15 protein-coding genes are annotated in these 15,916 nt (G+C 29.5%); 1 reads left to right on the top strand and 14 read right to left on the bottom strand.

The window, feature by feature from the left end:
• Positions 1–105 precede the first annotated feature (105 nt).
• The 13 genes from ACZYT4_RS07535 to ACZYT4_RS07595 all read right to left on the bottom strand — a co-directional run bounded on the left by ACZYT4_RS07535 (position 106) and on the right by ACZYT4_RS07595 (position 13,399).
• The gene (locus ACZYT4_RS07535; protein WP_087301416.1) at positions 106–405 is read right to left on the bottom strand and encodes a hypothetical protein; all 300 of its coding nucleotides are present in this window, start codon (positions 403–405) and stop codon (positions 106–108) included.
• Positions 389–2,536: a hypothetical protein gene (locus tag ACZYT4_RS07540; protein ID WP_087301414.1), complete on the bottom strand. Its 2,148-nt coding sequence runs from the start codon at positions 2,534–2,536 to the stop codon at positions 389–391. Before ACZYT4_RS07540 ends, ACZYT4_RS07535 begins: the two co-directional genes overlap by 17 nt.
• A 14-nt stretch (positions 2,537–2,550) precedes the next feature.
• Entirely contained in the window at positions 2,551–4,500 is a 1,950-nt protein-coding gene (locus tag ACZYT4_RS07545) for a Dam family site-specific DNA-(adenine-N6)-methyltransferase (protein WP_463784208.1), read from the bottom strand.
• Between the two features lie 88 nt (positions 4,501–4,588).
• On the bottom strand, positions 4,589–6,577 hold the full coding sequence (locus tag ACZYT4_RS07550; RefSeq protein ID WP_087301410.1) for an AlwI family type II restriction endonuclease: 1,989 nt from the start codon (positions 6,575–6,577) through the stop codon (positions 4,589–4,591).
• A gap of 224 nt (positions 6,578–6,801) precedes the next feature.
• A complete protein-coding gene (locus tag ACZYT4_RS07555; RefSeq protein ID WP_087301408.1) occupies positions 6,802–7,368 on the bottom strand; it encodes a hypothetical protein in 567 nt (188 codons plus the stop codon).
• Entirely contained in the window at positions 7,269–7,811 is a 543-nt protein-coding gene (locus ACZYT4_RS07560; RefSeq protein ID WP_423837904.1) for an IS1/IS1595 family N-terminal zinc-binding domain-containing protein, read from the bottom strand. The genes ACZYT4_RS07555 and ACZYT4_RS07560 overlap by 100 nt, the downstream gene beginning before the upstream one ends.
• Before the next feature lie 156 nt (positions 7,812–7,967).
• Positions 7,968–8,315, bottom strand: coding sequence for a TnpV protein (locus ACZYT4_RS07565; RefSeq protein WP_087301406.1), 348 nt, complete (start codon positions 8,313–8,315; stop codon positions 7,968–7,970).
• A 12-nt stretch (positions 8,316–8,327) separates the two neighbouring features.
• Positions 8,328–9,602, bottom strand: coding sequence for a relaxase/mobilization nuclease domain-containing protein (locus ACZYT4_RS07570; protein WP_463784213.1), 1,275 nt, complete (start codon positions 9,600–9,602; stop codon positions 8,328–8,330).
• Complete coding sequence (locus ACZYT4_RS07575) at positions 9,595–9,909, bottom strand: plasmid mobilization protein (RefSeq protein WP_087303541.1); 315 nt, start codon at positions 9,907–9,909, stop codon at positions 9,595–9,597. The genes ACZYT4_RS07570 and ACZYT4_RS07575 overlap by 8 nt, the downstream gene beginning before the upstream one ends.
• Before the next feature lie 162 nt (positions 9,910–10,071).
• The gene (locus tag ACZYT4_RS07580) at positions 10,072–11,775 is read right to left on the bottom strand and encodes a bifunctional DNA primase/polymerase (RefSeq protein ID WP_087302780.1); all 1,704 of its coding nucleotides are present in this window, start codon (positions 11,773–11,775) and stop codon (positions 10,072–10,074) included.
• Entirely contained in the window at positions 11,775–12,131 is a 357-nt protein-coding gene (locus ACZYT4_RS07585; RefSeq protein WP_087302778.1) for a plasmid mobilization protein, read from the bottom strand. The genes ACZYT4_RS07580 and ACZYT4_RS07585 overlap by 1 nt, the downstream gene beginning before the upstream one ends.
• Positions 12,121–13,209, bottom strand: coding sequence for a site-specific integrase (locus ACZYT4_RS07590; protein WP_087302776.1), 1,089 nt, complete (start codon positions 13,207–13,209; stop codon positions 12,121–12,123). The genes ACZYT4_RS07585 and ACZYT4_RS07590 overlap by 11 nt, the downstream gene beginning before the upstream one ends.
• Complete coding sequence (locus tag ACZYT4_RS07595) at positions 13,196–13,399, bottom strand: hypothetical protein (RefSeq protein ID WP_009269536.1); 204 nt, start codon at positions 13,397–13,399, stop codon at positions 13,196–13,198. The genes ACZYT4_RS07590 and ACZYT4_RS07595 overlap by 14 nt, the downstream gene beginning before the upstream one ends.
• A gap of 226 nt (positions 13,400–13,625) precedes the next feature.
• On the opposite strand from ACZYT4_RS07595, the gene ACZYT4_RS07600 reads away from it, so the two are divergent.
• A complete protein-coding gene (locus ACZYT4_RS07600) occupies positions 13,626–14,195 on the top strand; it encodes a helix-turn-helix domain-containing protein (protein WP_087302774.1) in 570 nt (189 codons plus the stop codon).
• A 167-nt stretch (positions 14,196–14,362) separates the two neighbouring features.
• On the opposite strand, the gene guaA is transcribed toward ACZYT4_RS07600, so the two are convergent.
• Positions 14,363–15,910, bottom strand: coding sequence for a glutamine-hydrolyzing GMP synthase (guaA, locus tag ACZYT4_RS07605; RefSeq protein WP_463784222.1), 1,548 nt, complete (start codon positions 15,908–15,910; stop codon positions 14,363–14,365).
• Positions 15,911–15,916: the final 6 nt, after the last annotated feature.

The raw sequence follows: 15,916 nt of genomic DNA on the forward strand, positions 1-15,916 counted from the left end.
CAAAAACAGTTCAGTTTTCTTTAATTTTTACACTTTTGACAAAATAAGTGTATCAAATACGTATCATATTTTCAATAGTTTTGTATCAATACTTATTCCATTTTATTAGTCATTTTCTTTTATATCAAAGTAAATCAATTCAATTTCTTTATTCAAGTCAACAATATAATCCTCTGCAATTTCTCTATGTAAATCACATCCAGGAAAATCATCAGTTTTCTCACTTAACACTAAAATTGGTTTATGTTTATAGCATAATTCTACCAATTTATAAAAGATGTTTCGAATTGTTGTTTGATCTTCGGAAGCAAAATCAATCATATATTCTTCATCAGTTTCAAAATCAAATTTTAAATAAATTTTCTCATCTTTATAAATTACATCTACCTTATAATTTTTCTCCATATGTTTCTCCTCTTTCATTAAAAGCAATTTTTCCACCTTCCAAAGTATTAAGACTCAGTTCTGTCCAAGACAACACGTTTTTTTCGTTTTCAATATCTCTCATCTCTTCAATGAAAGGATTACCAACATATGTTATACCCCTTGCACCAGTCTTTTCTCTATAAATTGATTGAAATGGTAAACTTCTAACTGCTATATTAGCGTCATGAGTTGCAATAATTACAATGGAATTATTTCTACTCAGCTCCTTTAATCTAGGTAAAATTTTATTGTTAATATAGTCATGTCCAACACTCATTTCTGGTTCATCCAAAATATATACCTTTTTCTTTACTTCAATTGCATGGCTTATTATCAACATTGCTTGTTCACCACTAGAAGGTGTATATTCTATTTGTGCTTCACTATTATTCATTTCTATTCTGCTATTAGTTTTAATTGTTGTCACTTTTTCAAAATATAATTTTCTTAATGAAGTAATTTCATTTTCTTTATTAAATCCAACAAATTGAGTGATGTAACTATTTAGATTTAGACCAAAACAGTTATCTAAGATTAGTTTAACATTCTTTTCAAATTCTTTGCATTTATTAGCATGTAAAATTTTCAAGCAATCTTTAGTATAGTGTTTACTATCTATGAATATCTCTTTTCTTACATAAATAAAATCTTTATCTGATATTTCACCTAAAAATTTATTTTCAAAGTAGGAATCAACATTCAGGTTAGATATTATCTTTTTTGCTTTCTTTTTTGCGTTGCTGCTATGATTATAGATATCCAATAATCCCGTAGAAGATGGTTTAGTAAAAGTTCCCTTTTTATTTGTATATAACATTTTCATTTTATTTATTGTAAATTTTTCTAATTCAAGTGATTTCACTTTACAATATTCTGTTTTCTCATCTATATACATTGAATAATCTAATTTATCAAGAAGGATATTCAATGATCTTAGTTCCACCTCATTTAAATATTTAGTATTATCATTTTCTTTAATAGTTTTAATAGCATTTTTAACCTTCTTATAGTTATTTCCTTTTTGATGTAAAGTATCATATGAAATTTCATCTATAAAAGTAGCATTAATAAAACCGAATTTTATTTTTTTATTCTTTTGAGAAACCTTCCAATCTTTATAATCTTTTAAAGTACATATGTTTATCTCTTTCCAATCGGAGAAAAATTTTATTTCTTCTGAACAGTCATCTATACCTAATTTATCAAAATCAGAATCATATATCTGCTTGTCAATTAAATCATTATATGACTGAGTTTTTCCACTTGCATAATAACTTGAAATTTCATTAGGATATGTATTTAATAATTCTTTTTCTAATGCTTCTAAAATTTTTGTTTTTCCTGTCCCTTTTCCACCAAATAAGATATTAATATCATTGAATATTTTTAGTTGCATACTTTCTTTCTTGTTTTCAAAAGGTGTAATATTCAAAATACGTGAATCCTTTTTGTTTACAAAAGTTTCAATTACTTGGCGATCCTTTTTTATTAATAATTTAAAATTTTCGAATGAATCTATAGGCAATTTTAATTCTGGAACTCTATCTGAAGAATAATTATCCCAATCCTTCACATCAGAACCAATCATTGTATTAATATTTTTAGCATAATAAATACCAGCACTAATTAAATTTCTAGGCTCACAATAGAATGGAATTTCTTCACTTAGTTCATTTTTAAATTTATCAATATCACTTTGACTCAATGAAGGATTTTTTCTTCCATAATGGCATATTACTATTACATCTAAATCTTTAATTTTTGTAGCCAAATCACAAATTTCTATATTAAAGTCATCAGGATGTGTTCCATTAATAATTTGTTTCATTTTTTTATCAAAATCTTCTACATCTTTTGGATTTCCAATTAAAATACAATGACCTTTTGATTCATCTCCATAAATATCCAATTCAATACCAGGCCAAATTAAGAATTTTTCATTTTGAAAATCCAAATACTGATCTTTATCAAAACAGTTGTGATTAGTAATTGCTACAACGCCTACATCTGCTTCACAAATTTTTTTTATAAATTTGTCTTTTGTCACATTTCTTTTATTACCATCACCTTTCTTACATTTTTTTGTATGGCAATGTAAATCTATTCTCATTGTTCTACCCCTTTCTAGTAATTTGTAATCAACACTTCTCTTGTTACCAATGACTTATCTTTGATATGATAATTAGAGTTACTATAAGAACAATTAATATAATTTATATTAAACCCATTAGATAGACACCAATTTAGTAATTTATCATGAATTTTTCCTTTATGTTCAATAACATTAGATAATGCAAATCGAATTTGTTTTTCATCACATAATTTTAGAAAATTTAATAAGTCATCTTCATCTTTTACTGTCCAACCACCATTTTCATTATATGAAGCATCTCCTAAATAATAAGGTGGGTCTAAATACAAAAATGAATTAACCTTACTTATTCTATCCACATCTAGCCTTCTAAAATCTATATTTTCAAAACTAATTTCTTTACTATGCAATTTATCCATAAATAATTGTAGCTTTTTTCTTAAGCTACCATTAAAATCTCTTTTACCAACGGGTAGATTAAAATCTCCCTTGTTATTAAATCTAATTTGATTATTAAAGCTATATATAATCAATAATAAAAATAAATCATCTCTTTTTCCATTTGATTTATTATATTTACTTCTCAAATTTAAAAATTTATCTTTATTATATTTTCCTACACCATTACCACTATTACAACCATAAAATTCATACCCATTTTTATATGTATTGCTTAATGAAAATTTATCTATTAATGAATCTAAATGATTAACTAAATGATAGTATTCTTCATTTTGTAGATATTTAAACAAAGAAATTAATCTATCGTTAATATCAACACAAATTATTTTATTAGCCTCTATGTTTACTCCAACATTTCCACCACCTGAAAAAATATCGAAGAACATATCTATATCTTTTGGAAATTTATCTATTAATTGAGTTAAAATTTTATATTTCCCTCCAGTGTAATTCAATGGTGATTTCACTAACCCACTAATACTATTTACGATATATTCATTTTTCTTCTGTCCAACAATACATAAAAATAATCTTTCTTTATGATCATCTAATTTTGTTTTTCCCGTATTGAATAGAGCATATTCTTGTTCAAATACTTTTACTTCCCCCTTTTTTCCTAAAATTTCCATTATCTGAGAATCAGAAATTTTAGCATTTGAACGAGCATTCCCTTTTTCTCCTGTATTGTTATATGAAACAAGAATATATTTTGCTTTAATATTTTCTATTAAATCAGCAAATTCAATCGCTGCTTTTGCAGTACAATATTTACTTTTAAGATTTGAACGATCCATTTTACGCGCCGTTCCAAAAACTTCTGGTTTTTTATTTAATGCAACATTTTCTAAAAAATGATATGCGTCACAATACTGTCTAGAATTATATGGAGGATCAATATAAACTAAATCAGCTGAAATGTTTTTTACTAATTGATTAGAATTTTCACAATAAATTCGATTATTGTTATTGTTATTATCGTTAATATTAGGCATAAGCATGATTAACTTTTGATCTAAGTTACCATTTTTTCTATATGCGTCATAATGTCCAACTGTATTAGCAATTTTATCAATACCATATATCAAACTACATATCAAAATAGATTTTTCTCTTTTGTTGATTTTTTTATTCTTAAACTGTTTATCAATATCATCACGTATAAAGCCTACTTTTCTCATATTATCTTTGCTTAAATATGTATCAGCAAAATTCTTTGAATAATAGTTATCCTCTGTCACATTAACCTTATTATATTTTACTAACATTCCTTCAATTTTGTTTTTATCAATTGTTTCATTAGAAAAGAAGGTATCATAAGCAACAATATTAGTTTTTAAAATATCGTTTATCAATACAGAGCATTCATCATTGAAACTATAACCTACAACACCAGTTCCACCAAACAAATCTAATACTGAGTTAATATTTGAACAATTTTTATTCACTACTTCATGAATAAAACTGATTAACTTTGTTTTACTTCCTAAATATCTTCTGTTGCTCAACTCAAATTTATCCATCATAGCCATCCTTCATTTCCATTTTATGCATCGTACGCATCTCTTGCATATTATAACATTATAAAAATAGCAAGTAAATGAATACTTGCTATTTTCTTGATTTTTCTATAATTTCTTTTTCATACCAACCATTTCTTAATGTGATATTCGATAAATATGCCTCATTAAATAATTTATAAATATCTTTATATTTTTTTGAACTTGTAATAAAATTTTTCAAAACCCTTGTATCTATTGGCAAAATTTTTATTCCATCAAAGTAAGAAACGTTATCTAAAGTTTGTTCCGAATTGGCCCTACTTCTAAAATCCGAAATTACTGATGGATGTATATTAGTTGAAACTAATACCGCATAATTGTTTAAATTATTAGTCTGCATTAAATTTCGCATTAAATGCCTACTTACTGGTTCGAATTCCATTCTTCTTTGATTACTATCATCAGCTAATGTGGCTTCCAATAGCAATTCATGAGCTGGATAGGCACTTGTTTCTTCATATTTATAGACAATATCAGCTTCTCCACCTCCTGCATGAGTTTTTGGCAATAAATCTGCGTCTAATGAAAGATTCATAAAATCCAATATATTTCCTCTTCTACCACTTAGCTTATACCAAATTATACCTAAAATATATTCAAACATAGTTGGAACATCAGCATTATCTGTTATATAAGAATTTAATGAAGAATCTGTCCTATTTTCAAACCATTGCAGAATTTTTAATAAATGTTCATTATCGAATTTTTCATCAATTATATGATTGAATTTTTTTAGTCTCTCATTTTCAACATAATTTTGAATTTCATTCGGTTCAATATACTCTTCATCAAAATATGCAGCAACATCAGTATAAACATAATCCATATCTGGCGTAGAAGATCCTAAAATCTTTTCAATTGAAACCATCTTATCAAAATTTTCACTTTGATTAAAGGATTGTTTAAAGTAATCATCTATACAATACTTAAAATATTCTTTTGCTAACAAACTCAATGTTACTTTTCCATCTTGAAAAATGATAATATCCGATAATTTAAAATATCTTCTATTTAAATCAAAGTAATCCTTTAAAGTAGATTTCCACTTATACAGATGGATCATTTCATAAATATATTTTTTAATTCCATACTCATCTTTTAGTGTAGATAATTTATTTTCTTTTAAGTAACATAAAGGCTTGTTAGTGATTTGCCTTTCTGTTGCACGCCCAAAAATTAAATTTTTCCAATATATTCTTGGTTTTCCACTTAAATTTTGAATAGCCCTATATAATTTAATAATTGATTCATTATTTTCTTCCACATAGACCTCAACTAATCTTTTATATAAATCAGCATACTGTACTTCATATTTTTCAGGGCTTTTTCTATTCATATTAATTAACATAAATGTTTCTTCTGTTGGTTCATGATGAAGAAAATACTCAAATCCAGCTTGATAATTATCCATTTTCCAAATTAAATCGATAATAATATCATTGATATTAAAGAATCCAGCTCTAAGTTTTTTTATGTTATCTACAACATCAGAAGCCACTTCTTTACTTGTAACTAATGGTAAAATAAATATAAATTCCTCATTAGTAATATAATCAAGATCATTTAATATTTTTATCAAAACAACAAATGGTTTTATATTATTCTCTGTAGTATATTTTAATAATTGAAGCATGTATATATAGCTATCTCTATCAATGCCAAAAAAATTATCATTCTTTATTTTATATATACCACTTTTAGAAATTTCCACCAGTTTTTGCCCAACATCAGTCAATCTTCTGTTAGATGTAATCAAGCCCAAATCAACAAGACCAGAAGTCTTTTGTCTAGCATCTTTATCCTTTCTAGCAGCATCTCCTGTTATAAATTTCTTGTCCTTCAAATAATCATAATAACGAATTTGTAATTCAGTATTACCTTCCCACTTTTTATCTTTATTTTCAGGCAACTTAAAAAAATCGTCTATTAATTCTAGTTGCTTTTCAATCATATAATTAAATTTTTTCATACGAAAACTCGTTGTTCCTAAAGCCCAACAATAAGATGTAAAGTGTATTCTATTGATGTCTAAATCCATGATTCCATCTCCATTTCAAATAAATATTTCATAATATAATTTTATTATCGCATGTATCCAAGTTAACTACAATAGATAATCAAAAAGTATAGCTTATATTCTAAAATTTTCATAAAAAAGCTATAAGAAATAGATAATCTATTGCTCATAGCCTTTTTGTTATATTATTTATAAATCATTATTTGCACAATGAGCCTACTAAAAACCTCAAAATCCTTATTTTATCAGGATTTTGAAGCATAGAAATCTCTGTATCTTAATGATTTGGTAAGGTGTATGGCGCTATTAAGCACCATTTCGACCTTTTCTAGATTATCAAATGGCGGATTGGATATAAAACAATATAGATTAATATAATGCTGTATATCATCTCTAGAAAATCCAGGATGAGATCTTAGAAATCGTTTTAGTAAGTAACACTGCCTGTTTATGGGGTTTAATGGATTGTTTTTATCTTTGCATTTTTTTAGCTTATTCGCATCATATGATTCATCACTTAGTTTCAATTCTTTTATCAGAATCTTATGACTTTTTTCTTTGTCATGTATAAGATGCGATCCAGGCTTAATATGATTTATGAATGTGTTCTTTGTTTTCTTTTGGCATGTTTTTCCAAATCCCTCAACATGAGCATAAACATGATTGCCATCATATGCGATGCCGATGCATATTTGGTCTTTTGATAATCCTCTTAGTTTTTTGCCATCTTTAACAGTTTTATCAGATTCGACAACAGGATAGAATGTTTCATCAATATACACAGTTCCTTCAAGTACGACATCATCTTGCATGTCTTCAATAATATAAAAGAGTTTATATAGCAATATTTTGATGTTGTAAAGCTATTTTTGTTGTTCTTGGAAGTTAAATTGATACTTTCGTATCTGAAAATACCCAAACAGAATTCAATCCATTCGGATATTGCAATCTTGTGATTATCAAACATAGTTCCCGTAAGGACATTAAAATATCTCTTGCAGGTGTTGCAATAATATCTTTGAATACCATTTTTGGTAAAGCCTTTTTTCTTAAAATCAGTGGAGGCGCATCTTTTGCAACATGTCACTTCATAGGAATTAAGCAAGTCAGCCTCCATTGTTTCTTTGATAAAAGGGTGCTTATAATCATAGGAATTTAGATATTTGGATTTGATAAAAGTCTCCATAGGAGATAAGCTAGTATTGCAGTCCCATGGAGTTCTCTTTCTAGAATGATTCTTGTATTGAGTTGTCATATGTGGAAGTCCTCTCTGCTTAAGCGAACAGTTGTGCAGAGGACTTCCACATCACAATTGCACAGCTGCTCGCTTAAGCATAATTGCTAGTGCTTTTATCGCGCATTTATTATACTATTTACAGGCTCACTGTGCAAATAAAGATTTAATTATTTATTATAAATGAGAGTCTGCTTTTATGAATTCTATCACAGAAAATTCTATGTTATTCATTTCTTGAACCCATCTCATTTGATCTTTTTCTTTTAGTTCTTCATTGACATTTCTTTCTTCCATAAGTTGCTTTACTAACACATCATATCGATTATTCATCTGCTGATCCATTGATAATAGTTCATCATTTAACTTATTTTCCGCAAGTAAAGTCAGATAATGTGCTTTATAATTTTCTTTTAAATATTTCAAATACATTCGGCCAAATCGTGTTAAATTAGGCAATGATTCTTCTTGTTTTAGAACTGGAAATTCATAATCTCCTACTTGTTGGTACTTCATTTCTTTCATCTGATTTTCCTCCTAACGTAATTGTTCTCTCTGTCTTATTTTCTTCCATGCGATACGTTCGACATCATCTTTAAAACTTCTATTTCGAATGTTATCACAGGCTTTGACTTCTATTCTTAACTCTTTAATTGCTGGTGTAAATTGCTTTGCCTTTGCTGACCACTCTTCTTTTTTTTCTTTGCTTGTAGCTTTCATTCGACGATAATAACAGTATTTTCTTTCTTTGATTAGTTTATCTAATTCATTCTGTTTTACTTGTTGATAGTCATCCAATTGGTTTATATCTTCAATTTTGTTATGATATAACAATTCAATTTCCTTCACAAACATATCCAGTTTTCTTAATGCCTGTCTTGCTTCTTTTGATAGTTTTTGTTTTCGAGTTGGTAAGACATTTAATGAAATGAGATAAGCTACTCTTATTCCTGCAGGTCCAGTGAGTTGTTTCCTCTTATACTTTTTATAATATTCCTTGCATTGATAATAACTTTTTGTATGTTCTGTTTCTTGTGGCAGTATTCTTCTATCGGTTAATCTGTCTTCAATATTTTCATAACGGTATTGCTCTCCTAACGTTTTTAGAAAGATTGGTTCTGAATAATATGGATGATAAATGGCATATTCTTCTCCAATTCTTTCAAGAGCATATCCTTTTTTCTTCATGTTATCCCAAAAGACATTTACAAAATTACTTTGCTGAACTAGAATATCCATATCTTTTTTGATGTCCTTCATATAAGAATTTAATACGTGATAATTGACTTTCTTAGACTTATATTGTGGATTTTTAATGACAGATAAACCATATTCCAAGCATAATTTATCAGAGATTTCCTGCATTCTTCTGTAATCTTTTTTCATATTACAGAAGCGTTTCCCATCAACAAATGATGTTGAATTTAGAAGAATATGATTATGAATATGCTTCTTATCAAGGTGTGTAGTGACAATAACTTCAAATCGATCTGCATATAATTCCTGTGCTAACCTTACACCAATTTCATGAGCAATATCAGCAGTTACCTCTCCAATTTTGAAGGATTGATACCCATGATATGCAACAATTTGTTTTGTATCATCGAACATTTTCTTTGTAGTGCTCATAGATTTTTGAGGCTGAAATGCATCGCAATTGAGGTAAGTTGCATATTTTTTGCCATCTGTTTTCTCATCATTGCTTATATAGTCAAAGGTTTTTTCAATTGTCTTTTCATCATTTTCTACATACTTAATGGCATTATCCAAACGATCTCTTATCGCCCAAATTGCAGTTACTGCTTTAATCACCCCTTACTTTTTCATCCAAATTCTTAATCATATTTCTCAATTCCTCAATCGTAACCTCAACAAGAAATGATGATTTATCCTGTCCACCATTTAAAGATTTTGCGATTTGATTAAGATTATTTCCGATATGATTGAACTCATTTAACAGTTTATAATAATCTAAATGAGGTGGTTCTTTAACTGATTTTTTTAAGATACATTGACGAACAAACTTCTCTCTGCTGAGTTTAGATTTACGAACTTTTTCCGTCATCTGTTCAAATTCTTTCTCGTTAAATCGTATCTTGATTTCATGATTTCGTTTCATTATTCCACTTCCTTTCGTTGTTGGCACCGTCCAACTTGATTGTATTTTGGGGACAAAATACGTTGCTTGCTAATACATATATCGTGAATTTTAATTGAAGTGACGAGTGACGGTGTGACGAAGACTTTGCTATACCGAAACACCGTCACACCGTCACCAATTTTATGATTCTTCGTCACCTTCATAAACCAATCTCATCAGTCTTGCCTTATTCGTTCTTGGTAAAATTTCATACTTTACGAACGAGTCTTTAAGAAAATCTTTATTTTTGGTTAAAAGAATTTGCAGTCCCTTTCCTCTTAGCTTTAATGATAATTTAGAACATAAAGTTTCATGAGATCCCTCATAAACTTTGTTTCTTACAATGAAGTTGATGACCTTACTGAGATTCTCGTCAATTTGTTCATCGAAGTCATTTTCAACAATTTCAAAAAGACACATCTCATTTTGACAGATTGTCAGTTCTTCCTCAGGAAAATCTTTTCCTTGAATTGCTAGCTGTCGGTTCTTGGATAAGAAATTTCGTTTAAATAAAACGATAATACTGTCTGCTCCCGCTATTAGCCCTCTGCTTCCATAAATGGAATCAAAAGGATGATTAGGATCTATTTCCTTTTTCACATGAGTGATTAGAATGATGGACAAATTATATTTAAAAGCTAGTTCATGATACATTGTTGATTCAGAATATTCCGAATCATAATCTCTATCTTTATTTCTTCTCATCTTTGCAAAGGTATCGACAACGACTACTCTCAAATCCTTATTGACTTCTAACTCTTTTTGAATTCTTTTTTCTAAATCAAAATAATTGTCAGACTTCAGCACATCAATAACAAGATTATCCTTTTCTTCAATCTTCATTGTTTTCAATCGCTTTTGTATCTTATTCTTATGATCTTCAAAAGCTAAATATAAGGCTGTTCCTTGCTTCACATTTTTACCTAAGAATTTTTTACCACTTGCAATTGCATCAGCCAACTGTAATCCAAAGAATGTCTTTCCAGTTTTTTGCGGAGCTCCAATCAAAGTCAAACCAATAGGAATCATATCTTCCACAATATCCTGTTCTTCTTTTATATCGGATGATAATAATTCTTTTGCAGTAAACCTTCCGCCATATTCAACATCTCTTTTCGTTTGAATAAAGCCTTTATCATAGCTTAATGCACTTGAACATATGTTATTGACTTCTTTCATCTCTAAAGATGGGAAGCAACGCTTCTCATTTTCTTTAGCTATACAAAGTCTAATCGATTCGTCATGAAACCCTTTCTTCTGTAGATAGCATGCCATTTTAAATAAATAATCATTTCTCTTTCCTTCTTGAATCAGACAGCAATCATCTAATGACTTCGTTGTGTCTTTCTTCGTTTTAGAAAGAAAATCATACACTGCATCATTTGCTTCAGCTATCGGCAGATCATTGACCCATGCATAAGATTTATCGTCAACAACACTAGGAGGTGCTAATACATATCCACCATCACCTCGAACATCTATGCCTTCCATTAAAGCAATCGAGTTACGAACTTCTCTGTCTACCTTATAATAGAAATGATATCCATCATTGCAAGTCTTCGCTACTTTTGTTTTAGGAAAGGTGGCAAGAAATGGCTTTAATTGTTCCATGCCATTCTTGCCTTTTTTACAATCAACATCAATAACAATCAAACCATTTCCAGTTTTCAATCCAATATTATATGAGGGATTATGATTCCACCAATTTTGAACTTGTTGTAGGTCATTAGTTGCCTCACTTTTCCAAGATTTTAGGACTTGCTCACTTTTGGAATTGACATTTAACGGAAATATTTTAAAATGATTTTGAGCATAGTTTAAAGCATCATTTAACATAGGATTCATTAGCGTGGCTCCTTAGTTGCTTTAATCTTTGCTTTTTTATTTTCTATTAATCCATGAATGGTTTTGATTAATGTTTCCATTACAATCAATTCATCTAATGTCAATTCCTCTAGTGATGATATTTCTAATAAGTGGTTCGTAAACAACTGAAGATAATTACGAAGATTTTTAAACAAATAAGGATTTGGAATCACTGTGATTTCCTTATCAGTGCTGCATGCAATTAAATAATCTTGTTTTGTTAAACCAGATAGTTTTACTTTTGCATTTAAGACTTCATCTTCTTGTGGAGAAACCCTAAAAGCAATCACTTTAGAACGATATCTGCCTTGCATATCTTTGTTTTTAGCTGACACGACTAAATACCTCCTCTCGTTCATTTTCAAGCTTATCGGCAATTTCCTGTCCTCGTGCAGGGAATAAATGAGCATATCTATAAGTAATCTCAATACTTTCATGTCCAACACGATTGGCAATCGCTAAAGCCGAAAATCCCATTTCAATCAATAAAGATACATGTGAATGTCTAAGGTCATGAATACGAATACGTTTTACACCAGCTTCTTTACTTCCTCTATCCATTTCATGATGTAGCCATGATTTTGTAATTGGAAAAATACGATCATTTTTACCAATACGATATAAACGGCTGATATAATCTTGCATTTCTTCAGCTAGGAAAGTAGGAATAGGAATAATGCGATTACTTTTTACTGTTTTTGGATCAGTAATAACATCTCTCCCTTTGATTCTTTGATAAGATTTATTTATTCTTAATGTTTTCTTTTCAAAATCAAAATCGGAAGGTGTTAACGCAAGTAATTCACCCATACGAAGTCCACACCAATATAACATTTCAAATGCATGATAACTGCAGTCTTTATCCATCATAACTTCAGAAAACTTCAAGTACTCTTCCTTTGTCCAGAAATTCATTTCTTTTGTTCTTTCTTTGCCCATATTACCTGCATTTCTTGCCGGATTAGTAGCTAAGCCATATCTTTTACAAGCATGATTAAATATAGCACTAAGCTGATTATGAATTGTTTTAAGATAAACTGGAGAAAAAGGTTCTTGATTTTCATTACGATAAGCTAATAACTCATTTTGCCATTGGGTAACATCTGAAACCGAAATCTCATTCATTTTCAAATCTTTGAAATAAGGTAAAATCTTATCGTCAATTAAACATATTTTCGTCTGCATAGTATTTTCTTTAATTCGATTTGATAAATCATTAATATAGATTTCAACAAAATCGCTGAAAGTCATATCTAAGTCTTTAGCGTCTTTTAAACGTTCACTAGCAAGAAACTTTTCTGCTTCTTTTTTGGTTTTAAATCCTCGTTTTACTGTACGTTTCTTTTCTCCTGTATATTTTCTTTTAAAATAACTTACATACCATTTCCCATTCTTATCTTTATAAGCTGGCATTTTCTTTCACTTCCTTTGCACCATATAATCTTTCTTCAAAATAATCTCGACTAACACGTCCTTTCAATGTGATATAGCCTTTGCTTTCAAGTTCTTCATTCAGTTTTCGAATTAATTTGTAAGCATAAGCCTCACTCATTCCAGTAACAGCGACAATATCTTCAGCTGTCATAAATAAACTGTTTTTCATTTTATCTTCTCCTTTCTATTGACCTATATATCGGTCAATTACAATTGCATTATAACATCACTTTTTTACGAAATCAATAATATTAACCTATTTTTCGTTCAATTTTATTTCAATATTGAACTTTTTCTGGTATAATAGCTTTGTAATCCATTTTATATACTGAAATCATAAATTACATTATTTTATTATTCATGATGGTAATTTTTACAAGAAGGAAGGTGTCACAGTGTCATTTGGATCACAATTAAAACGAATCCGAAAGTTTAGAAATTTAGACCAGGCAGAACTAGGAGAAAGTATTGGACTATCAAAACGTTCAGCATATTCAACGATTTCCCAATATGAACGAGGAGCTAAGAAACCTAGAAGTAAAGAAACAATCTATAAACTTGCCGAAGCTCTTGAAGTTTGTCCATTCATGTTAGAAGAACCAGATGTTGAACATGGAGAAAAAGTGATTCATGTATTATTCTGGTTAGCTATGCATTACGGCTTGGAAATTGATGAATTAGATGGACAGCCAATATTTCGTTTTAATCAAAACAAATTTGGTGTAGTAAAAAATGATGTATTACTCGATCAGCTTCAGGATTGGTTAAAATTTTCAAAAGGTGAGAAGTCTGGTTTATTCGAAACTGCTAGACTTTATGATTGGATGTTATCTTATCCTATTAATGATGATAGTTTTATTTCCGATGAATTAGATTTTGATTCAATGGAAAATTTCGAAGAAGCTTATAAAAAAGCATTACATAAAAAATACGTTTCTAAAGTGAAAGTGGAAGATAATGATTAATCTTCCTTTTTTTATTCATCATAACCACACTTGACGCATCATGAGTAAAACACAAATACAAAAAAAGAATAGTAAAGTAATGTTATAAAGTGTATCAAAAGTGTATCATTCAAGCCTAGAAAAACAAAAAAAGCTCGATTTTATCGAACTTTTTTGTGTTTAATATACTATTCGAACTCTATAGTCCCAGGAGGCTTCGATGTAATATCATAGAATACTCTATTGACACCACGAACCTCGTTAATAATTCTTGACATGACTTTATTTAAAACTTCATAAGGAATTTGTGCTGCTTCTGCAGTCATGAAGTCAATTGTATTGACAGCACGTAAAGCAATCGCATAATCATAAGTTCTTTCATCACCCATGACACCAACAGAACGCATATTTGTCAGTGCTGCAAAGTATTGACCAATTGTACGATCTAATCCAGCATTAGCAATTTCTTCACGATAAATAGCATCTGCATCTTGTACAATTCTAACTTTTTCAGCAGTGACTTCACCAATAATACGAATACCAAGTCCTGGTCCTGGGAATGGTTGTCTGAATACTAAATATTCAGGAATACCTAATTCCAATCCCACTTTACGAACTTCATCTTTAAATAAATCTCTTAATGGTTCAATGATTTCTCTAAAATCTACATAATCAGGAAGTCCACCTACATTATGATGTGACTTGATGACCGCAGATTCTCCACCTAGTCCACTTTCAACAACATCTGGATAGATTGTTCCTTGAACTAAGAAATCAACAGCCCCAATCTTTTTCGCTTCTTCTTCAAAGACACGAATGAACTCTTCACCAATAATTTTTCTTTTGGCTTCAGGTTCAGTCACACCTTTTAATTTTTCATAATATCTTTCTTGCGCATTTACTCTAATGAAGTTTAATTCATATGGTCCTTTAGGTCCAAAAACAGCTTCTACTTCATCACCTTCGTTTTTACGAAGTAATCCATGATCAACAAATACACAAGTCAATTGATTTCCAATCGCTTTAGAAAGAAGAACTGCTGCTACTGATGAATCCACTCCACCAGATAAGGCACATAAAACTTTTCCATCTCCAACTTTTTCTCTAATAGTTTTGATTTGTTCTTCAACAAACGAATCCATACGCCAATCTCCTGAACATCCACAAACATTCAAGACAAAGTTAGATAAAATTGTTTTTCCATATTCTGTATGTAAAACTTCAGGATGGAATTGAATGGCATACAATTTCTTTGCTTCATTTTCACATGAAGCCACTGGACAATCTTTTGTATAAGATGAAATTTCAAATCCATCAGCAATCTCAGAAATATAATCAAAATGACTCATCCAGCAAGTTGATTCTTTAGGCACATCTGTAAATAAAGCTGAATTTTCTTTACTCACAATCAAATGAGATTTTCCATATTCTCTGACATCAGCACGTTCTACTTTACCACCTAAAACATGTTGCATTAATTGTGCCCCATAACATAATCCCAAAACAGGAATACCAAGTTCAAACAATTTCTTTGAATATGTCGGTGAATCTGCTTCATAACAGCTGTTAGGCCCACCTGTTAAAATAATTCCCTTAGGATTCATTTCTTTAATTTTTTCAAGATCTGTTTTATATGAATAAATTTCACAATAAACATTACATTCTCGAACACGTCTAGCCACTAACTGATTATACTGACCACCAAAGTCTAAAACAATGACTAATTCTCTTTTCACTCATTT

Source organism: Massilimicrobiota sp. mt181 (assembly GCF_055420065.1).

Excerpts from the sequence above, each read along its gene's own strand:
- ACZYT4_RS07535 (WP_087301416.1), bottom strand. The coding sequence starts at position 405 with ATGGAGAAAAATTATAAGGTAGATGTAATTTATAAAGATGAGAAAATT.
- ACZYT4_RS07540 (WP_087301414.1), bottom strand. The coding sequence starts at position 2,536 with ATGAGAATAGATTTACATTGCCATACAAAAAAATGTAAGAAAGGTGAT.
- ACZYT4_RS07545 (WP_463784208.1), bottom strand. The coding sequence starts at position 4,500 with ATGGATAAATTTGAGTTGAGCAACAGAAGATATTTAGGAAGTAAAACA.
- ACZYT4_RS07550 (WP_087301410.1), bottom strand. The coding sequence starts at position 6,577 with ATGGATTTAGACATCAATAGAATACACTTTACATCTTATTGTTGGGCT.
- ACZYT4_RS07555 (WP_087301408.1), bottom strand. The coding sequence starts at position 7,368 with ATGCAAGATGATGTCGTACTTGAAGGAACTGTGTATATTGATGAAACA.
- ACZYT4_RS07560 (WP_423837904.1), bottom strand. The coding sequence starts at position 7,811 with ATGACAACTCAATACAAGAATCATTCTAGAAAGAGAACTCCATGGGAC.
- ACZYT4_RS07565 (WP_087301406.1), bottom strand. The coding sequence starts at position 8,315 with ATGAAAGAAATGAAGTACCAACAAGTAGGAGATTATGAATTTCCAGTT.
- ACZYT4_RS07575 (WP_087303541.1), bottom strand. The coding sequence starts at position 9,909 with ATGAAACGAAATCATGAAATCAAGATACGATTTAACGAGAAAGAATTT.
- ACZYT4_RS07580 (WP_087302780.1), bottom strand. The coding sequence starts at position 11,775 with ATGAATCCTATGTTAAATGATGCTTTAAACTATGCTCAAAATCATTTT.
- ACZYT4_RS07590 (WP_087302776.1), bottom strand. The coding sequence starts at position 13,209 with ATGCCAGCTTATAAAGATAAGAATGGGAAATGGTATGTAAGTTATTTT.
- ACZYT4_RS07595 (WP_009269536.1), bottom strand. The coding sequence starts at position 13,399 with ATGAAAAACAGTTTATTTATGACAGCTGAAGATATTGTCGCTGTTACT.